19 protein-coding genes and 1 pseudogene are annotated in these 17839 nt (G+C 62.0%); 10 read left to right on the top strand and 10 right to left on the bottom strand.

All coding sequences use genetic code 11. From position 1 onward, the window contains the following. Positions 1–158: 158 nt before the first annotated feature. From rfbB to CAF78_RS11035, 3 genes are all read left to right on the top strand, one after another. Complete coding sequence (gene rfbB, locus CAF78_RS11045) at positions 159–1229, top strand: dTDP-glucose 4,6-dehydratase (RefSeq protein ID WP_085675460.1); 1071 nt, start codon at positions 159–161, stop codon at positions 1227–1229. A gap of 82 nt (positions 1230–1311) precedes the next feature. Continuing rightward, the gene (rfbA, locus tag CAF78_RS11040; protein WP_085675461.1) at positions 1312–2202 is read left to right on the top strand and encodes a glucose-1-phosphate thymidylyltransferase RfbA; all 891 of its coding nucleotides are present in this window, start codon (positions 1312–1314) and stop codon (positions 2200–2202) included. A 186-nt stretch (positions 2203–2388) separates the two neighbouring features. After that, positions 2389–2721, top strand: coding sequence for a ComEA family DNA-binding protein (locus CAF78_RS11035; protein ID WP_085675462.1), 333 nt, complete (start codon positions 2389–2391; stop codon positions 2719–2721). A gap of 51 nt (positions 2722–2772) precedes the next feature. Here CAF78_RS11035 and CAF78_RS11030 read toward each other — a convergent pair whose 3' ends face one another. Further along, entirely contained in the window at positions 2773–2940 is a 168-nt protein-coding gene (locus CAF78_RS11030) for a DUF2897 family protein (protein ID WP_085675463.1), read from the bottom strand. A 183-nt stretch (positions 2941–3123) separates the two neighbouring features. On the opposite strand from CAF78_RS11030, the gene pyrF reads away from it, so the two are divergent. Beyond that, positions 3124–3825, top strand: a complete 702-nt coding sequence (pyrF, locus tag CAF78_RS11025; RefSeq protein WP_060508910.1) for an orotidine-5'-phosphate decarboxylase — start codon at positions 3124–3126, stop codon at positions 3823–3825. A 668-nt stretch (positions 3826–4493) separates the two neighbouring features. Here pyrF and kdsA read toward each other — a convergent pair. The 3 genes from kdsA to CAF78_RS11010 form a co-directional block, all read right to left on the bottom strand. Beyond that, positions 4494–5336: a 3-deoxy-8-phosphooctulonate synthase gene (gene kdsA / locus CAF78_RS11020; protein WP_085675602.1), complete on the bottom strand. Its 843-nt coding sequence runs from the start codon at positions 5334–5336 to the stop codon at positions 4494–4496. Positions 5337–5553: 217 nt separating this feature from the next. Beyond that, the gene (locus CAF78_RS11015) at positions 5554–6687 is read right to left on the bottom strand and encodes an acyltransferase (RefSeq protein ID WP_085675464.1); all 1134 of its coding nucleotides are present in this window, start codon (positions 6685–6687) and stop codon (positions 5554–5556) included. 89 nt (positions 6688–6776) lie between these two features. Next, positions 6777–7778, bottom strand: coding sequence for an NADP-dependent oxidoreductase (locus CAF78_RS11010; RefSeq protein WP_085675465.1), 1002 nt, complete (start codon positions 7776–7778; stop codon positions 6777–6779). A 172-nt stretch (positions 7779–7950) separates the two neighbouring features. On the opposite strand from CAF78_RS11010, the gene CAF78_RS11005 reads away from it, so the two are divergent. From CAF78_RS11005 to CAF78_RS29015, 4 genes and pseudogenes are all read left to right on the top strand, one after another. After that, entirely contained in the window at positions 7951–8712 is a 762-nt protein-coding gene (locus CAF78_RS11005) for an SDR family oxidoreductase (RefSeq protein ID WP_085675466.1), read from the top strand. 81 nt (positions 8713–8793) lie between these two features. Further along, on the top strand, positions 8794–9621 hold the full coding sequence (locus CAF78_RS11000; RefSeq protein ID WP_085675467.1) for a lipopolysaccharide biosynthesis protein: 828 nt from the start codon (positions 8794–8796) through the stop codon (positions 9619–9621). Positions 9622–9822: 201 nt separating this feature from the next. After that, a pseudogene (locus tag CAF78_RS29020) lies at positions 9823–10899 on the top strand (HAMP domain-containing protein); the annotation flags it as partial. Then, positions 10879–11760: a methyl-accepting chemotaxis protein gene (locus CAF78_RS29015; RefSeq protein WP_371856892.1), complete on the top strand. Its 882-nt coding sequence runs from the start codon at positions 10879–10881 to the stop codon at positions 11758–11760. The pseudogene CAF78_RS29020 and the gene CAF78_RS29015, both read left to right, overlap by 21 nt. Positions 11761–11890: 130 nt before the next feature. On the opposite strand, the gene CAF78_RS10990 is transcribed toward CAF78_RS29015, so the two are convergent. After that, on the bottom strand, positions 11891–13081 hold the full coding sequence (locus CAF78_RS10990) for a benzoate/H(+) symporter BenE family transporter (protein ID WP_085675469.1): 1191 nt from the start codon (positions 13079–13081) through the stop codon (positions 11891–11893). 146 nt (positions 13082–13227) lie between these two features. On the opposite strand from CAF78_RS10990, the gene CAF78_RS10985 reads away from it, so the two are divergent. Next, positions 13228–13830 carry a glutathione S-transferase family protein gene (locus CAF78_RS10985; protein ID WP_085675470.1) on the top strand — a complete coding sequence of 201 codons (603 nt, stop codon included), beginning with the start codon at positions 13228–13230 and terminating at the stop codon, positions 13828–13830. Between the two features lie 120 nt (positions 13831–13950). Here the strand turns inward: CAF78_RS10985 and CAF78_RS10980 are convergent, their stop codons facing one another. The 5 genes from CAF78_RS10980 to CAF78_RS10960 all read right to left on the bottom strand — a co-directional run bounded on the left by CAF78_RS10980 (position 13951) and on the right by CAF78_RS10960 (position 16712). After that, positions 13951–14316: a glutathione S-transferase N-terminal domain-containing protein gene (locus tag CAF78_RS10980; protein ID WP_085675471.1), complete on the bottom strand. Its 366-nt coding sequence runs from the start codon at positions 14314–14316 to the stop codon at positions 13951–13953. A gap of 58 nt (positions 14317–14374) precedes the next feature. After that, positions 14375–14920 carry a GTP cyclohydrolase I FolE gene (gene folE, locus CAF78_RS10975; protein ID WP_054883671.1) on the bottom strand — a complete coding sequence of 182 codons (546 nt, stop codon included), beginning with the start codon at positions 14918–14920 and terminating at the stop codon, positions 14375–14377. Between the two features lie 69 nt (positions 14921–14989). Continuing rightward, the gene (locus CAF78_RS10970; protein WP_085675472.1) at positions 14990–15550 is read right to left on the bottom strand and encodes a Smr/MutS family protein; all 561 of its coding nucleotides are present in this window, start codon (positions 15548–15550) and stop codon (positions 14990–14992) included. 162 nt (positions 15551–15712) lie between these two features. Next, positions 15713–16033 carry a hypothetical protein gene (locus tag CAF78_RS10965; RefSeq protein ID WP_085675473.1) on the bottom strand — a complete coding sequence of 107 codons (321 nt, stop codon included), beginning with the start codon at positions 16031–16033 and terminating at the stop codon, positions 15713–15715. A gap of 88 nt (positions 16034–16121) precedes the next feature. After that, positions 16122–16712 carry a cysteine hydrolase family protein gene (locus tag CAF78_RS10960; RefSeq protein ID WP_085675474.1) on the bottom strand — a complete coding sequence of 197 codons (591 nt, stop codon included), beginning with the start codon at positions 16710–16712 and terminating at the stop codon, positions 16122–16124. A gap of 179 nt (positions 16713–16891) precedes the next feature. On the opposite strand from CAF78_RS10960, the gene prmB reads away from it, so the two are divergent. Beyond that, entirely contained in the window at positions 16892–17800 is a 909-nt protein-coding gene (gene prmB, locus CAF78_RS10955; protein ID WP_085675475.1) for a 50S ribosomal protein L3 N(5)-glutamine methyltransferase, read from the top strand. The last annotated feature ends 39 nt before the right edge of the window (positions 17801–17839 follow it).

Raw genomic sequence — 17839 nt, 5'->3', positions numbered from 1 at the left:
CCCATGTGGGCAAATGTGGACTTTACGTGCTCTTTTCTCAAATTTTGCATGTCCAGCTATGCTCCTACAGGATTGTTTGCCGATAACGTCTGTAGCGACCACGCGTGCACACGTGCGAACGTGCCATTATTGAACACAAGCGAGAATGATCTGACCCTATGACTATCCTGGTTACCGGCGGTGCCGGCTTCATCGGAGCGAATTTCGTCCTCGATTGGGTAAACCAGTCAGGCGAGACGATCATCAACCTCGACAAGCTGACCTACGCCGGCAACCTGCAAAGTCTTGCGAGTCTCGAGGGCAACCCGCAACACGTGTTCATGCATGGTGACATCGGTGATGGGCCATTGCTGCAGCGACTTCTAGCGAAACACCTGCCGCGAGCCGTGCTCAACTTCGCTGCTGAATCCCACGTCGACCGCTCCATTCATGGCCCTCGAGCATTCGTCGAAACAAACGTGGTCGGGACGTTCCAGTTGCTCGAAGCGGTACGCGCGTACTGGCAAGATTTAGGTGCAGAGAGGCAGGCGAATTTCCGCTTCCTGCATGTCTCCACGGACGAGGTCTACGGTTCGCTCAAAGCTAGCGAACCGGCGTTCACCGAAACACACCAGTACCAGCCCAACAGCCCCTATTCGGCAAGTAAGGCGGCCAGCGATCACCTGGTTCGCTCCTACCACCACACCTACGGCCTGCCGGTGCTGACCACGAACTGTTCGAACAATTACGGGCCATACCATTTCCCCGAAAAACTGATTCCGTTGATGATCGTCAACGCCTTGGCCGGTAAGCCGCTGCCCGTCTATGGTGACGGCCAGCAGATCCGTGACTGGCTATATGTGAAGGACCATTGCAGTGCCATCCGCCGTGTACTGGAAGCAGGTCGGGTAGGGGAGGTATACAACGTAGGTGGCTGGAACGAAATGCCTAACCTGAGCATCGTCCATCATGTCTGCACGCTGCTCGACGAGCTGAGCCCTCGTGCTGACGGGCAACCCTATGCCAGCCAGATCAGCTTCGTCACCGATCGTCCTGGCCATGATCGCCGTTACGCCATCGACGCGCGCAAGCTGGAGCGTGAACTGGGCTGGAAACCTGCGGAAACCTTCGAAACCGGTATCCGTAAAACTGTCCAGTGGTTCTTGGACAATCAGGAATGGGTGCAGGGTGTGCTGTCGGGTAGCTATCGCGAGTGGGTCGAGAAGAACTACGCCGGGCGCTCCGTATGAAAGTGCGCATCCGAATGCCTATCCTATAGTGGCAAAAAAACATCAACTGAATGACCGCACGCCTGACAGAGATCTACTCGACATGAGCGCAAGCAACCGTAAAGGCATCATTCTGGCGGGCGGCTCTGGTACCCGCCTGCATCCGGCCACGCTGGCGATTTCAAAACAGCTTTTGCCGGTGTACGACAAACCGATGATCTATTACCCGCTGACCACGCTGATGCTGGCCGGGATTCGCGACATCCTGATCATCTCCACCCCACAAGACACGCCACGTTTCGAGCAGTTACTCGGCAATGGCGACAAGTGGGGCATCAACATCACCTACGCCGTGCAACCCTCGCCGGATGGCCTTGCCCAGGCCTTTATCATTGGTGAGGACTTCATTGGTAACGACCTGTCGGCGCTGGTACTGGGTGACAATATCTACTACGGCCATGACTTCCAGTCGCTGCTGCTCGATGCGATGGGCCGCGATAAGGGAGCGAGTGTGTTCGCCTACCATGTGACCGACCCCGAGCGTTACGGCGTAGTGGAGTTCGACAGCCGTGGCAAGGCCATCAGCCTGGAGGAAAAACCGGCCAAGCCCAAGTCCAACTATGCCGTCACAGGGTTGTACTTCTACGACCAAGACGTGATCGAGATGGCCAAGGGTCTCAAGCCTTCACCTCGCGGCGAGTTGGAAATCACCGACCTCAACCGCCTGTACCTTGAGCGCGAACAGCTGTCTGTCGAGGTGATGGGGCGCGGCTATGCGTGGCTGGATACCGGTACCCATGATTCGCTGCTCGAAGCCAGCGGCTATATCGCCACCATCGAGCGTCGGCAGGGCTTGAAAGTTGCCTGCCCTGAAGAGGTCGCCTACCGCCAGGGCTGGATCGGTGCCGAGCAGTTGGAAAGGCTCGCCGCGCCGCTGATGAAGAACGGCTATGGGCAGTATCTGCAACGGGTGCTGCGCGATACGATCTTCTGAACTTGTAGGTACTTAGCACGCCTGCTGTGGGATGCTTCTCCTGGTGGGCGTGCAACATGCTGTGACGTCTAATCTGGTAACCATTCCCTTGCGTCAAATGCTGGGAGAATGGCCTGTGAGCCGCTAGCTTGAGTGGGCAGCCAAGGATCTTGCTGCCTTAAAACTCAACTCACAGGAGTGACCTTCATGCGTAATACCGTCCTCAATTACTTGCTGTTGCCGCTGTTCGCCGGGTTGTCCTTCTCCCTGAGCGCTGCGCCAATAACTGCCACCGCGCCGAAGGAACCGGTGCCCGTGGTAAGCCAGGCGCAAACGTCATCTGGCATGTTGAACCTGAACACAGCAGATGCGCCGACCTTGCAAAGAGAGCTCAATGGCATCGGCAAGGCGAAGGCTGAGGCGATCGTGGCTTATCGCGATGCCAACGGGCCATTCGCTTCGGTTGACGAGCTGCTGGAGATCAAAGGGATAGGCAACGCGCTGCTGGAGCGCAATCGGGGCAAACTGGTAGTGGAGTAGGGTAACCGGCCGGGGCTGGCGACTGTCTGCCCCGGCGCCATTGCCTGCAAACTATCGATCCTGCGCATCCTTGGCATCCGCCTCGGCATTGCGTTCATGCACCTTGCTCAGCTGTTCTTCCGTCAGCGGCAGTTTCTTCGCCGTATCGCGCAACATCATCAACCCGCCCACGATCGAGCCGAGGGCTATGATGAGTATCAGCCAGGCATACCAGGGCATTGTCGTTCTCCTATGGGCTTTGACGGTTTCGCTTGTATAAATTTTGAGCGATGGCCTTATCCGTTGGTTCAATTATAGGAGCCGTACCTGTCTGGGCCAATTCTGATGGCGTCCTGGCCCCAAAGGCACGCTCACTTCGTTTACAATGCGCGCCGTTTACGAATTACCAAAGAGACCCTGACCATGTCCGCCTGCCAGACGCCCCTGATCGTCGCCCTGGATTTCCCCACTCGTGATGCCGCCCTCAAGCTGGCCGACCAGCTCGATCCTGCACTGTGCCGGGTGAAGGTGGGCAAGGAGCTGTTTACCAGCAGTGCTGCAGGCATCGTCGAGACCCTGTGCGAAAAAGGCTTCGAGGTGTTCCTCGACCTCAAGTTTCATGATATTCCGAACACCACCGCCATGGCCGTTAAAGCTGCCGCGGAAATGGGTGTGTGGATGGTCAACGTCCACTGCTCCGGTGGCCTGCGCATGATGGCGGCCTGCCGTGAAGAGTTGGCCAAGCGCAGCGGCCCGCAACCACTGCTGATCGGTGTTACCGTGCTGACCAGCATGGAGCGTGAAGACCTGGCCGGCATTGGTCTGGATGTGGACCCACAAGAGCAGGTACTGCGCCTTGCCGCGCTGGCCGAGAAGGCGGGCATGGACGGGCTGGTGTGCTCGGCGCTGGAAGCACCGGCGTTGAAGGCTGCTCACCCTGGCTTACAGCTGGTGACCCCAGGCATTCGCCCGGCCGGTAGTGCCCTGGATGACCAGCGCCGCATCCTGACGCCGCGCCAGGCACTGGATGCTGGCTCGGATTATCTGGTGATCGGTCGCCCGATCAGCAAGGCGGCGGACCCGGCCCAGGCACTGGCCGCAGTTGTCGCTGAAATACGCGGCTAAACCGAATCAACGAAAAGGGCTGCGATGCAGCCCTTTTTCGTTTTATGGGGTTTGAGGCTTCGGAGGGGATGCAGCGGAATGAGCGTGGGTCTAAATGGCTCCTCCTACTGTATTTTCAGAAGAGTCCTACACGTTTAGGCTGGCGGCATCTAGCTGCTGGAAATATCCTACAAGCCCTGTCGACTCGCGTCTGATTGTTCCTGAATACGCTGCCCTTTAGCCTCTCTGGGTCGCTGATAGTTCAGTGATCGGGTGTGGAAACCCGCATCAAGCATTTTGGGTTTGTCGTTAATGGCGGCTGTACCCGGAAGGCCTGTGCCTACCGAGTTTTCCTGAATGCACTCGGGTTTCCACTCCGTGTACAGCTGCCACCCTTCCTGTGGAAACGGAAGCGGCAGTCCCAAGCGTTCAGGATTCTTTATGAAAAATCGTCCCCGACCGCGAGCAGGCCTCGGAATTGATGGGCTATGTCCGCGAACTGGCCATCATCGGCCTGATGGATGAAAAGCCAATGATGATCCGGGCCTCGCACTAACTGAGCGCGATGGCCAAGGCACTGATGGATGATGCTGAGCTGGGCATGGCCAGATGAAGCGATCATTCAGAGGCTGAAAAAAAGGGCCGGTATGCAGTGCATGCCGGCCCTTCTTGCATTGTGCAACGTTGAATCAGGCAATAACCAGCGGCTGGAAGCCTTTGACCAAGTCATCCAGCGCCTTGATCTGTGCCAGGAACGGCTCCAGCTTGTCCAGCGGCAGGGCGCTCGGGCCGTCGCACTTGGCTTGGTCCGGGTTCGGATGAGCCTCCAGGAACAGCCCGGCCAGGCCTACCGCCATGCCGGCACGGGCCAGGTCGACGACCTGCTCGCGGCGACCGCCCGAGGCAGCGCCGGACGGGTCGCGGTTCTGCAGGGCGTGGGTCACGTCGAAGATGATCGGCAAGTCGTCACAGGTGCGCTTCATCACGCCAAAGCCCAGCATGTCGACCACCAGGTTGTCGTAACCCATGCAGGTGCCACGGTCGCACAGGATCAGCTGGTCGTTACCGGCTTCCTTGAACTTGTGCACGATGTTCTGCATCTGCGACGGGCTGAGGAACTGCGGCTTCTTGATGTTGACCGGCTTGCCGGTCTTGGCCAGGGCCACCACCAGGTCGGTCTGGCGGGCGAGGAACGCAGGCAGCTGCAGCACATCGACCACTTCGGCTACCGGTGCGCACTGGTAGATTTCATGCACGTCGGTGATGATCGGTACGCCGAACTCGGCCTTCACCTTTTCGAAGATGCGCAGGCCTTCTTCCATGCCCGGGCCGCGGAAGGAGTGGATCGAGGAACGGTTGGCCTTGTCGAAGCTGGCCTTGAACACGTAAGGGATGCCCAGTTTCTCGGTAACCCGAACGTACTCGGCGCAGGCGGTCAGGGCCAGGTCCTCGGACTCGAGCACGTTGATGCCGCCGAAGAGGACGAACGGGGCGGTGTTGGAGCACTCGATGGTGGGGGTTATCTTGATCATGGTCATCTCTGCAAATCCCTGTCACTGGTTTCAGTGGCGATGGGCAATCTTACAAGATTCAGGCGGCACAGGGGCAACCCGCGTGAGCTGCAAGGTGAAACCCTCGATACGGTGGTGTTCTCCGTTGCACCATCGCGATGCACGAGCCACTGAGACAGCTTCACCATTTCTGCTCGGTAAATAATCCAAGGCATGGTCAGCCCCTCAGGGCTTGATATCAACTGGTGACTGCTTCGCCGGCTTTATCAGTGAGTCGCTTTGAAAGCGTTGCCCCGTAATGCCTGAGTGGGTTCTCGATGATGCGGAATGAGCATTCGGCAAGCAGGATTGTCATCACAAGTGCTATTGCCAATGCGCCCAGCCTGGCTGCCGTCGATGTCAGGTCGGTGAGCCCCGAATTCAGGCAGAGTTCTCTGGTCAATGCAAACATAGGGTTGTGGATGAGATAGATGGAGTAGGAGCGTGAGCCGAGGTAAATCGCCAGTTCCTGCAACCTTCCTGCAGGCTCGCTGAGGTTCGAATTGGCTGATGCAATGAACACGACCGCACCGGCGCTGATAGCGACCAGCCCCATGTAGAACGAGAACCAGTTCGCGTTGGCAAGGACAATGGGCAGGGGTAGGCTCAGGACGAAAACAACCGTCACTGTCTTTTTCCCCAAGGTCTTGAACAAGGACGAGACGCGGTCAGCGTAATAGTGCCAGGCCAGGGCGATGGCCACGCCTAGCAGCAGGGCGTCGCTGCGAATGAACCACAGAAGTGTTCCCCAGGGCCGAATCTGTATCGATTGATACAAGGCAATCATGATCACTGGAATAATCAGCGCTTTCCTATTGGTGACCAGCGCGAGCACAATGGGCAGCAATAGATAGAATTGCTCCTCCAATGACAGACTCCAATAGTGCCATAGCGGCGTGGCAACTCCTCCGGAATTGCCGACTGACCAGATATGTAAGTTCTGCAGGTTGAGTGCACCATAGAGCCAGGAGTCGAACATCGCCTGTTCAGGACCGAAGGTTCTGGAGACATCGAAGCCTAGTGTCAAAAGCAGCGTCAACGTTGACCAGGTGAGCGCGGCTGGCCATAACCTGAACAGCCGGCGCACCCAAAAGGTTCCCGCGATCATCCGGAAGGATTGGCCGGTGGAAAATGCCTTCAGCAATGTCGCCGTTATTAGAAAACCGGAGATTGCAAAGAACAGATCTACTCCACCGCCCAGCCAGAAATAACTGGTCCAGCGGTACCAGTCTGGATGCAGGACACCCAGGTGAGCGACAAGCGTGATTGATATTGCATAGGCTCGGAGCACCTCTATATCGAGGTTTTTAGGGCTGCTATGTTGCGTTGTCATGAGTGCTCAGGGTCAGGGTGCTACGGGTTTGCCACTTTATACCTAAGCATAATCCCAGCGTCACGATATTTACCTTAGCCTGGGCATATTCAAACTTTGAGTACCAACTTGCCGAAATTCTCCCCGCTGAACAGCTTGAGCAGGGTCTCGGGGAATGTCTCCAGCCCGTCCACCACGTCCTCCTTGCTCTTGACCTTGCCTGTGGCCAGCCAGCCGGCCATCTCCTGCGCGGCCTTGCCATAGTCCTTGGCGTGGTCCATCACCACGAAGCCTTCCATGCGTGCGCGGTTCACCAGCAGCGCCAGGTAGTTGGCCGGGCCTTTGACGGCTTCCTTGTTGTTGTACTGGCTGATGGCGCCGCAGATGACGATGCGTGCCTTGAAGTTGATGCGAGTGAGCACGGCGTCGAGGATTTCACCGCCGACGTTGTCGAAGTAGACGTCAACGCCTTTCGGGCATTCGCGTTTCAGGCCGGCCAGCACGTCTTCGGCCTTGTAGTCGATCACGCCGTCGAAGCCCAGTTCGTCCTTGAGGTACTGGCATTTCTGCGCGCCGCCGGCGATGCCGACCACGTGGCAGCCTTTGAGCTTGGCGATCTGCCCGACGATGCTGCCCACCGCGCCCGCTGCGCCAGAGATGACCACGGTGTCGCCGGCCTTGGGCTGGCCGACCTCGAGCAGGGCGAAGTAAGCGGTCATGCCGGTCATGCCCAGGGCGGAGAGATAGCGGGGCAGGGGCGCGAGGTTGGGGTCGATCTTGTGCAGGCCCTGGGGCTCGCCGGTGAAGTAGTCCTGCACGCCGAGGGCGCCGCTGACATGGTCGCCGGGCTTGTAGTCCGGGTGGCTGGAGGCGACCACTTCGCCGACGCCCAGGGCGCGCATTACCTGGCCGAGGGCGACGGGCGGGATGTACGACTTGCCTTCGTTCATCCAGCCGCGCATGGCCGGGTCCAGCGACAGGTACAGGTTGCGTACCTGGATCTGGCCGGCGGCGGGGGCTTCGGCGGGGACCGTCTCGAAGGTGAAATCGTCACGGCGCACGGCGCCGACCGGGCGTTTGGCAAGCAGGAAGCGGCGGTTGGTCTGGGTCATGGCAGGTCCTTGTGGGCAATGAGACACAGCGGTCAATTTAACCTGCTGATGCAGGTTGGTCGGCAAAATCACTGGCAAGCATGATAGCCCAACCGTTGCCCTGATGATGCTGCCCAGCCGGGCGGCGGGCTGACTAGACTCTGAGCCCATCCATCCCCTTCAGGAGCAGACGATGAGCATGACCTTTTCCGGCCAGGTAGCCCTGGTCACCGGCGGTGCGGCGGGTATCGGCCGGGCAACGGCACTGGCCTTTGCCCGCGAAGGGCTGAAGGTGGTGGTGGCCGACCTCGACCCGGTCGCTGGCGAGGCCACGGTGGCCCTGATTCGCCAGGCGGGTGGCGAGGCGCTGTTCGTGGCCTGTGACGTGACCCAGGACGCCCAGGTGCGTCAGTTGCACGAGCGAACCATCGAGGCCTATGGCCGCCTGGATTACGCCTATAACAATGCAGGCATCGAGATCGAAAAGGGGCGCCTGGCCGAGGGCAGCGAGGCCGAGTTCGACGCCATCATGGGCGTCAATGTCAAAGGCGTTTGGCTGTGCATGAAGTACCAACTGCCGCTGCTGCTGGCCCAAGGCGGCGGGGCGATCGTCAACACCGCCTCGGTGGCGGGCCTGGGCGCGGCGCCGAAGATGAGCATCTACGCCGCCTCCAAGCACGCGGTGATTGGCCTGACCAAGTCGGCCGCCATCGAATATGCCAAGAAAGGTATCCGGGTGAATGCCGTGTGCCCGGCGGTGATCGACACCGACATGTTCCGCCGCGCCTACGAGGCGGACCCGCGCAAGGCCGAATTCGCCGCCGCGATGCACCCGGTCGGGCGTATCGGCAAGGTCGATGAAATTGCCAGTGCGGTGTTGTACCTGTGCAGTGACGGCGCGGCGTTCACCACCGGGCATAGCCTCGCGGTGGATGGCGGGGCGACTGCGATCTGAGCCGCCGCTCGTCCCCCCCGTGCGTAGTGGGTTTGCTGAATAGCTGTGTATACTCTTGCTGTTCAGTTGTTGGAAAGCGACATGGAGACAGTCAGCGCCCAATTGCACGGCTGCCATGCCCCGATATCGGATTTCGGGGCGTGCCGGGGTATGGCCGAAGGGCCGGTGTTCATCATTGCCTCGGGAGCCTCTGCCAAAGACTTCCCCCTGCAGCGTTTCGCGAGCGTGCCGATGATCACCGTCAACGGCGCGATCTCGATGTTCGCGGAGCATGGCGTGCGTCCGTATTTCTACGTGTGCACCGACACCGGGTTTGCGCAGCAGCAGCCTGACCTTTACGCCAAGGCCGTAAGGCTGAGTCAGCGCCTGGCGATCTGGCCGGATGAAGTGGGTAGCTTGCCTGGGCCAACCAGGGCGCAGGTTTTCCCGTTGGCCAAGGCAGCCCGTTCCAGCTTGCATGGCTCGCTGTTCAAACCCGACCCGTTGCTGGTGCGTAGCCGCACCTTGTGGGGTAGCCGCTCGCGCTCGGTAGGCTTCAGCAAAGACCTCTCTCTGGGTTTTTTTGATGCGCGTACGGTGGCTTATGCGGCATTGCAGCTTGCCTATCACCTGGGCTTCAATCAGGTGTTCCTGGTGGGCGTGGACCTCGACCAGTCGGTGGGGCGCTTCTATGAAACCCCTGGCCAGGCAGTTTCGCGCTGCCACCTGGATGAGTCCTATGAGCGGCGCATCCTGCCTTCGCTCAAGCTGATGGCCGAGCGGGTTGTGAGCTCGCAGTTTGCCGTTTACAACTTGTCAGCCACATCGAGGATACCGGGGTCGGTCATCCCCAAGGTCAGCCTCCAGCAGGCCGAGGCGCTTATCCTCGACGGCGCTTCTCCGGCGTTCTTGTGCAGCCACCCCGCGTAACTCGCGCTGAAGGCTGTCGCCTATGGGCAGGGCGCCGGTGCGCAAAGCGTGCTTCAGCACGCAGGGCGACCTTCAGCTAGCTGATCGCGACAGGCTCATAGCCATTTGACACCATTTTCCCGCTACCCCCTTGTTAGCAGGCGGAAAACGTTGCCACGCTTGGCCCTGGGCAAAACCTTGCACGGTGAAGGGGGATCGGCGATGGCGGCGAACAGGCACGGTGTACTGGCCAACCTGGGCATGGCCCGCAAACTGGGCCTGGGCTTTGCCCTGGTGCTGCTGCTGACCGTGGCGGTGGCGGCCATCGGCATCGCGGCGCTGCACAGCGTTGGCCAGCGCTTCGACGGCCTGCGCCAGCTGGGCCAGTTCAATACCGACCTGCTGCGGCTGCGCCAGCACGAGCAGGCCTTTGCCTTGCGCTCCGACATCAAGGAAGCCGAGGCCTTGCGCAGCGGCTTGCAGAACCTTGCCGAACGCGCCCGCAGCCTGCCGGCGCTGGCGGCGGCCGAAGCTGACCTGGCGGCCTACGGCCAGGCCTTTGAAGCCTTCGTTGAAGCCGTGCAGGCCAAGGAGCTGGCGCTGGACATGGCCAGCTGGTCGGTGTCCAGCGTGGCCAACAACCTCGATGTGCTGCAGGCCGGCCTGGCTGACGACGCTACCTACACCCTCAAACAGTCCCAGGGCCAGCAGGGTGGCGAGTTCCTCGAACAGGCCGGCCAGGTGGCGCAGGTGTCGCGGCTGATGCTGCAGGCCATGGACGAGGCGCGGGTGCGCCTGGACAAGAGCCGCAAAGGCGAGGAGGGCGAACAAGGCCGTATCGCCCAGACGCTCGAGGCGGCCCAGTTGGTCGAGCAGCTGAAAGCTGCTGTGAGCGACGCGGGCTACCAGAGTGTGCTCGGCGAGGTGGCCGGGCACATTGCCAGCTTCTCCGACAAGCTCAACGAATACACCGACCTGCTCGGCAAGGAGCAAGGCATCAAGGCGCAGTTGCAGGCACGTGCCGAGCAGGTCACCAGCCGGGTCGACCAGGCCTATGCCGTCGATCAGCAAGCCATGCAGGCCGAACTGGCGCGCAACAGCGTGGCCATCGCCCTGGCCACCGGGTTGGCGTTGCTGGTGGGCATCCTCGCCGCCTGGCTGATCACCCGCGCCGTGGTCGGCCCGCTCAAGCGGGTGATCGGCCGTGCCCAGCGCATTGCCGCTGGCGAGTTGAGCCTGGAGCACGAAGCGCCGCGCACGGATGAAGTCGGCCAGTTGATGCAGGCCATGCAGCAGATGGCCGCCGGGTTGTCCGGCGTGGTCAGCGGCCTGCAGCAGGGTATCGAGCAGTTGGCCGGTAGCGCCCAGGCGTTATCGGCAGTGACCGAGCAGACCAACCGTGAAGTGGGCAGCCAGAAGGAAGAAACCGAGCAGGTAGCCACCGCGATGCAGCAGATGACTGCCACCGTGCATGACGTGGCGCGCAACGCCGAAGAAGCCGCACAGGCGGCGCAGGCAGCCGATGACAAGGTCGACGCCGGCCAGCGCGTGGTGCGCGAAAGCATGCAGCGCATCGAGCAGCTGGCGACGGCAGCGGATGTCGCCAGCGCCGGCATCGACAGCCTGAGTGCCGAGATCCACACCATTGGCGATGTGCTGGAGGTGATCAAGAGCGTGGCCGAGCAGACCAACCTGCTGGCGCTCAACGCGGCCATCGAAGCGGCCCGGGCAGGTGAGCAGGGCCGTGGCTTTGCGGTGGTGGCTGACGAGGTACGGGCGCTGGCCCGGCGTACGCGGCAGTCGACCGAGGAAATCGAACGGCTGGTGGCCAGCCTGCGTGGCAATGCCCAGCAGTCGGTGGCGCAGATCCGCGGCAGCACCGAGCTGGTGCGCCTGGCGGTGGCCGATGCGCTGCAGACCGAAAGCGCGCTGGGCAGCATTGCGGTGGCGGTGTCGTTGATTCAGCAGATGAACCAGCAGATTGCCGCGGCGGCCGAGCAGCAGAGTTCGGTGGCGGAGGAGATCAGCCGTAGCGTGACGCAGATCCGCGGCAGTGCCGACCAGGCGGCGCTGGCGATGCAGGACAATGCCCGGTCCAGTATCGAGCTGGCGCAGTTGGGCAGTGACCTGAAAGGCATGGTTGGCCACTTCAGGTTGTGAGTGCCTGCTCTGGTCTCTTCGCGGTGGAGGGCACGCCCGCTCCCACAGGATCACCGTTGCCCTTCAGGCTTGTACGGTCCCTGTGGGAGCGGGCTTGCCCGCGAAGAGGCCAGAACAGGCAGCAAATACTTCAGGCCTTGCGCGGATTGAGGATCAGCAAGGTCAGCACCCCCGCCACGATCCCCCAGAACGCCGAGCCGATCGAGAACAGGGTCAACCCTGAAGCTGTCACCATGAAGGTGATCAGCGCCGCCTCGCGCTCCCTGGCCTCGCTCATGGCCACGGTCAACCCGTTCATGATCGAGCCGAACAACGCCAGCGCCGCGATCGACAGCACCAGTTCCTTCGGCAACGCCGCGAACAACGCCGCCAGGGTGGCGCCGAACGTGCCGGCAATGCCATAGAAAATCCCGCACCACACCGCCGCGGTATAGCGTTTGCCCGGGTCTTCATGGGCATGCGGCCCGGTGCAGATCGCGGCACTGATCGCGGCCAGGTTGACCCCGTGCGAGCCGAACGGTGCCAACAGCAGCGAGGCAAAACCGGTCGCCGAAATCAGCGGCGAGGCGGGCACCTGGTAGCCGTCGGCGCGCAGCACGGCCACGCCCGGCATGTTCTGCGAGGTCATGGCGACCACGAACAGGGGAATACCGATGCTGATGGTCGCCGCCAGCGAGAAGCTTGGCGTGGTCCACACCGGGGTGGCCACCTCCAGCTTGAAACCGCTGAAATCCAGCAGGCCAAGGGCGCCGGACAGTGCCGTGCCCACCAGCAATGCGGCCAGTACGCAGTAGCGCGGCGACAGGCGCTTGACCAGCAGATAGCTGAAGAACATGCCCAGTACCAGCAGGGTGCGGTGCTGGGCGGCGACGAATATTTCGCTGCCGATCTTGAACAGGATCCCGGCCAGCAAGGCCGACGCCAGCGACGCCGGGATGCGCTTGACCAGGCGCTCGAAGCTGCCGGTCAGGCCGCAGATCACCACCAGCACCGCACAGGTGATGTAGGCACCGATGGCTTCGCCGTAGCTGACCCCACCGAGGCTGGTGATCAGCAATGCCGCACCGGGGGTCGACCAGGCCACGGTGATCGGCGTGCGGTAGCGCAGCGACAGGCCGATGCTGCACACCGCCATGCCGATCGACAACGCCCAGATCCACGAAGAAATCTGCGCGCTGGTCAGGCCGGCTGCCTGGCCGGCCTGGAACATCAGCACCAGCGAACTGGTGTAGCCGGTAAGCATGGCGATGAAGCCGGCGACCACCGCCGACGGGGAGCTGTCTGCCAGGGGCCGCAGGCGAGCGGAAGTGGCATCGGTCATTGGGTTGGGTCCTTGTCCATGTGTAAGCAGTTTTTTCAGACTAACGCGGGCCCGATTGATCTTTGCCATACAGCAGGCATTGCTTTTAGCCGTACAGTCGCCAACTATTGGGCAAGTTTGCGTAACTGCATGGGAGGGGACGGGCAATGTTCAAGGTGTATGGTGATTACCAGTCGGGCAATTGCTACAAGGTCAAGCTGATGCTCAGCCTGCTCGACCGCCCGTATGAGTGGCAGGCGGTGGATATCCTCAAGGGCGAGACCGAAACGCCTGAGTTTCTGGCCATGAACCCCAACGGCAAGGTGCCGGTGCTCAAGCTCGAGGACGGTACCTGCCTGTGGGAATCCAATGCCATCCTCAACTACCTGGCCGATGGCAGCGAATTTTTGCCCAGCGAGCCGCGCCTGCGGACCCAGGTGTTGCAGTGGCAGTTTTTCGAGCAGTACAGCCACGAGCCATACATTGCCGTGGCGCGGTTCATCCAGTTCTACCTGGGGCTGCCGGACGAGCGCCTGGAGGAGTACCGCAAGCTGCACAAGGGCGGTTACAAGGCGTTGAAGGTGATGGAGCGGCAGTTGCAGATGACGCCGTATCTGGTCGGGGACCAGTATTCGATCGCCGATGTGGCGCTGTATGCCTACACCCATGTGGCGCATCAGGGCGGCTTCGACCTGGCTGATTACCCGGCAGTACGCCAGTGGCTGGCGCGGGTGGCCAGCCATCCGCGGCATGTGCCGATGGTCGAGTAAGGCAAGACCGGCCTCTTCGCGGGCAAGCCCGCTCCCACAGTGTATCCATGACCTGAAGGTCAGTGAGCCCCCTGTGGGAGCGGGCTTGCCCGCGAAGCAGACAACGCTTGCCTGTCAGGCTTACGCGAAGCGCTTGTCCAGATAGGCAATGATGGCCTTGGATTCATACATCCAGGTCACCTTGCCGGCTTCTTCGATGCGCAGGCACGGCACTTTCACCCGGCCACCCCCTTCGAGCAACGCCTGGCGATGCAGGTCGTCGTTCTTGGCATCACGCAACGCCACCGGTACGTTCAAGCGGTGCAGGGTACGGCGGGTCTTCACGCAGAACGGGCAGGCATGGAACTGGTACAGCGCGAGGCCCTTGGCCTCCTGCTCGACACGCGCCTGGGCCGCCGCGTCACGCTTCTGCTTGGCCGGGCGGCTGATCCAGTCGCCGAACACGATGAGCTGGCCGAGGCCGACCCGCAGGGCTTTGACGATCATGGGCTACTCCTGAAATGAAAAAGCCGACCCCTGGGGGCCGGCTCGGGTCATGCGCCGATCACTTGATCAGGCTGAGGAACTCGCTGCGGGTGGCGGCGTTCTCGCGGAACTCGCCCAGCATCACCGAGGTGAGCATGGTCGAATTCTGCTTCTCGACGCCGCGCATCATCATGCACATGTGCTTGGCTTCGATGACCACGGCCACGCCAGCGGCGCCAGTCACCTGCTGCACGGCCTCGGCGATCTGGCGGCTGAGGTTTTCCTGGATCTGCAGGCGGCGGGCGAACATGTCGACGATGCGTGCGACCTTCGACAGGCCCAGCACCTTGCCCTTGGGCAGGTAGGCCACGTGGGCCTTGCCGATGAAGGGCAGCATGTGGTGTTCGCACATCGAATACAGCTCGATGTCCCGGACCAGCACCATCTCACTGTTATCGGAGGTGAACAGCGCGCCGTTGGTGACTTCTTCCAGCGTCTGCTCGTAACCGCGGCAAAGGTACTTCATGGCCTTTGCAGCCCGCTTGGGCGTGTCGAGCAGGCCCTCACGGGAGACGTCCTCGCCAAGTTGGCTGAGGATCTCGGTGTAGTTCTGTTCCAGGGACATGTATCTACCTGTGGGAAAAATCGCAAAAATGAAGGGTACGGCGGCGCGCGCGGCGCTGCAAGCACGGCGTTACTCGTCGCGGCCTTCCATCATGGTTCGCTTGAGCATCACATACACCGCGCCGGTACCGCCATGGCGGGCCTGGCACGAGGTGAAACCGAGCACTTGCGGGTGCTGGCGCAGCCAGGTGTTGACGTGGCTCTTGATCATCGGGCGCTTGCCGTCCAGGCGTGCGGCCTTGCCGTGGGTCACCCGTACGCAGCGGACTTCGAGCTGGGTGGCTTCGGCGATGAACGCCCACAGGGTTTCGCGGGCCTTCTCCACGCTCATGCCGTGCAAGTCGAGGCTGCCCTCGAAGGCGATCTGGCCGAGCTTGAGCTTGCGGATCTGGCTTTCCTGCACGCCGTCGCGGCGCCACATCAACTCGTCTTCGGCACCGACGTCGATGACGAACTGGTCGGACAGGCCATCGATCACCAAGGCCTGGTCGCTGCGGATGGTCGCGGCCTGGCGCAGGCCGGCGAGCTGCTTGCGGTCGGTTTTCGGTTTGCCCACATCGGCGCGGTCGTGCTTGATCGGCTTGACGCCGCGCACTTCGGCGCTGAACAGGGAAAAATCGTCGTCTTGCATGGTGCCTCCACGTGGGCGGCGTAGTTTACGCGATCAACCCTGCGTCGTCAGTACCGGCCTCTTCGCGGGCACGCCCGCTCCCACAGGATTGCATCGAGGTTGCGTGTTGCGCGGTCCCTGTGGGAGCGGGCGTGCCCGCGAAGAGGCCGGCAGCACACACCACTAATCGTGCTTCTTCATCAGGTGCGGCGACAGGTTCAGCTCGCGCCCGCGGCGCAGGCGAATGCGGCTGCGCCGCCAGAAGCGCACGCCCAGATACAGCAGCAACAGCCCGGCCACGGCCAGGATGGCGGCCAGCGGGCGGTTTGCATTGAGTTCCGCCAGGGCGGTGTAGTTGCCGAGCAGCCCGGCGATGCCGGCCATGGCCAGCAACACGCCGAGCGTGGCGATCAGGGCCGACAGGCCGGCGGCAATGCGCGCACCCCAGTTACGCGGTTCCCGCGGGCGCAGACGCTTGGCGTCGAAACTGCCTTTGAGCTTCATTCCAGTTTCCTCTGTGGACATCCGGAATTCGACCTGGGTCCGGCCCTCGGGTTCCGCCCGGCTGCCGGGCGGTCATCGCAACGTCCGCTCAGATCAGGCTGGCGGTAGGGGCGACACAGGCGAAGTTGTCGGCCATCACGGCCATTTCACACGCGTGGATCTGTGCGGCGGGGATCACCTGATCCTTGAGCGCCAGGTCGCGTGTTGCCGAGGCGTCTTCCACCAGGGTGCAACGATAACCATAGTCCTTGGCGCGGCGCACGGTGGTGCTGACGCTGGAGTGGCTCATGAAACCGCACACGATCAGGTCCAGGTGCCCCAGCGCCTGCAGGGTGTCGTGCAGCTTGGTGTTCTTGAAGGCGTTGGGCATGCGCTTTTCGATGACGATTTCGCCTTCGCGCGGCTCCAGGCCCGGGATGAACTGGCCGGCCGGGCCCTGCGGGTCGAAGCGCCCGCCAACGGTACCGAGGTGGCGAACGTGGATGATCGGGCGGCCCGCCTTGCGGGCGGCATCGAGCAACCGGGCGATGTTGGCCACGGCCTCGTCCATGCCCGACAGTTGCAGAGGACCGCTCAGGTATTCCTTCTGCGCATCGATGATGATCAGGCTGGCTTGGCTCAGCTTGGCCGGCGGGTAGTCGCGGCCAGTGAGGCGGAACATCGTGGTTGGAACGGACATCAAGGGCTCCTTGGGTAGGGCTTTTGTATACCTATTCTCCCTTGCCTTGGCGCCAATGGGAATGGTTGACATCGCAAGTGGCGTGGTTACTGGCCTGTGGCCTGCCGCTGGGGCATCACGGGGAACAAATGTACGGGTTGGGCTGTTAGACTTTTGTACGGTCTGAATAGGAGTACCCCGTGATCACATCTCGTCTGCGCACGTTGCGCGACCATATCCGCTGGGCGGTCAGCCGCTTCCATGAGCACGAGCTGTTCTTCGGCCACGGTGCCGACAATGCCTGGGACGAAGCCCGCCTGCTGGTGCTGGGTGCCGTGCACCTGCCATGGGAAATCGCCGACAGCTACCTGGACTGCCAGCTCGAGGACGACGAGCGGGTACGCCTGCAGCACCTGCTCAAGCGCCGCATCGAAGACCGCGTGCCGACCGCCTACCTGCTGGGCGAAGCCTGGTTCTGCGGCATGTCGTTCATCGTCGACGAGCGCGTGCTGGTGCCCCGTTCGCCGATCGGCGAGCTGATCGAGAAGCGCTTCGAGCCGTGGCTGGCAGCGGAGCCGGCCCGTATCCTCGACCTGTGCACCGGCTCTGGCTGCATCGGTATCGTGGCGGCCGACGTGTTCCCCGAGGCCGAAGTGGTGCTGGCCGACCTGTCGTTCGACGCGCTGGAAGTGGCCAACCAGAACATCGAGCGCCACGGCCTCGACGAGCGCGTGTTCACCGTGCAGGGCGACGGCTTCGCCGGCCTGCCGGGGCAGCGTTTCGACCTGATCCTGTCCAACCCGCCGTATGTCGATGCCGAGGACTTCGGCGACATGCCGGCCGAGTATCACCACGAGCCGGAAATGGGCCTGGCCTGCGGCAATGACGGCCTTGACCTGGTGCGGCGGATGCTGGCCGAGGCGGGCGACCACCTGACCGAGAAAGGCCTGCTGATCGTTGAGGTCGGCAACAGCCAGGTGCATGTCGAAGCGCTGTACCCGGAAGTGGACTTTGCCTGGCTGGAGTTCGAGCGTGGCGGGCATGGCGTGTTCATGCTCACCGCCGAGCAGTGCCGTCAGCACCAGGAGCTGTTCAAGGCGCGCGTCTGATTGTGGCCTTGGGGCTGCGTTGCAGCCCATTCGCGGGCA

It is taken from the genome of Pseudomonas sp. R28(2017) (genome assembly GCF_002112505.1).
GTDB lineage: Bacteria > Pseudomonadota > Gammaproteobacteria > Pseudomonadales > Pseudomonadaceae > Aquipseudomonas.
This window is presented reverse-complemented; position numbering and strand designations above follow the sequence as displayed.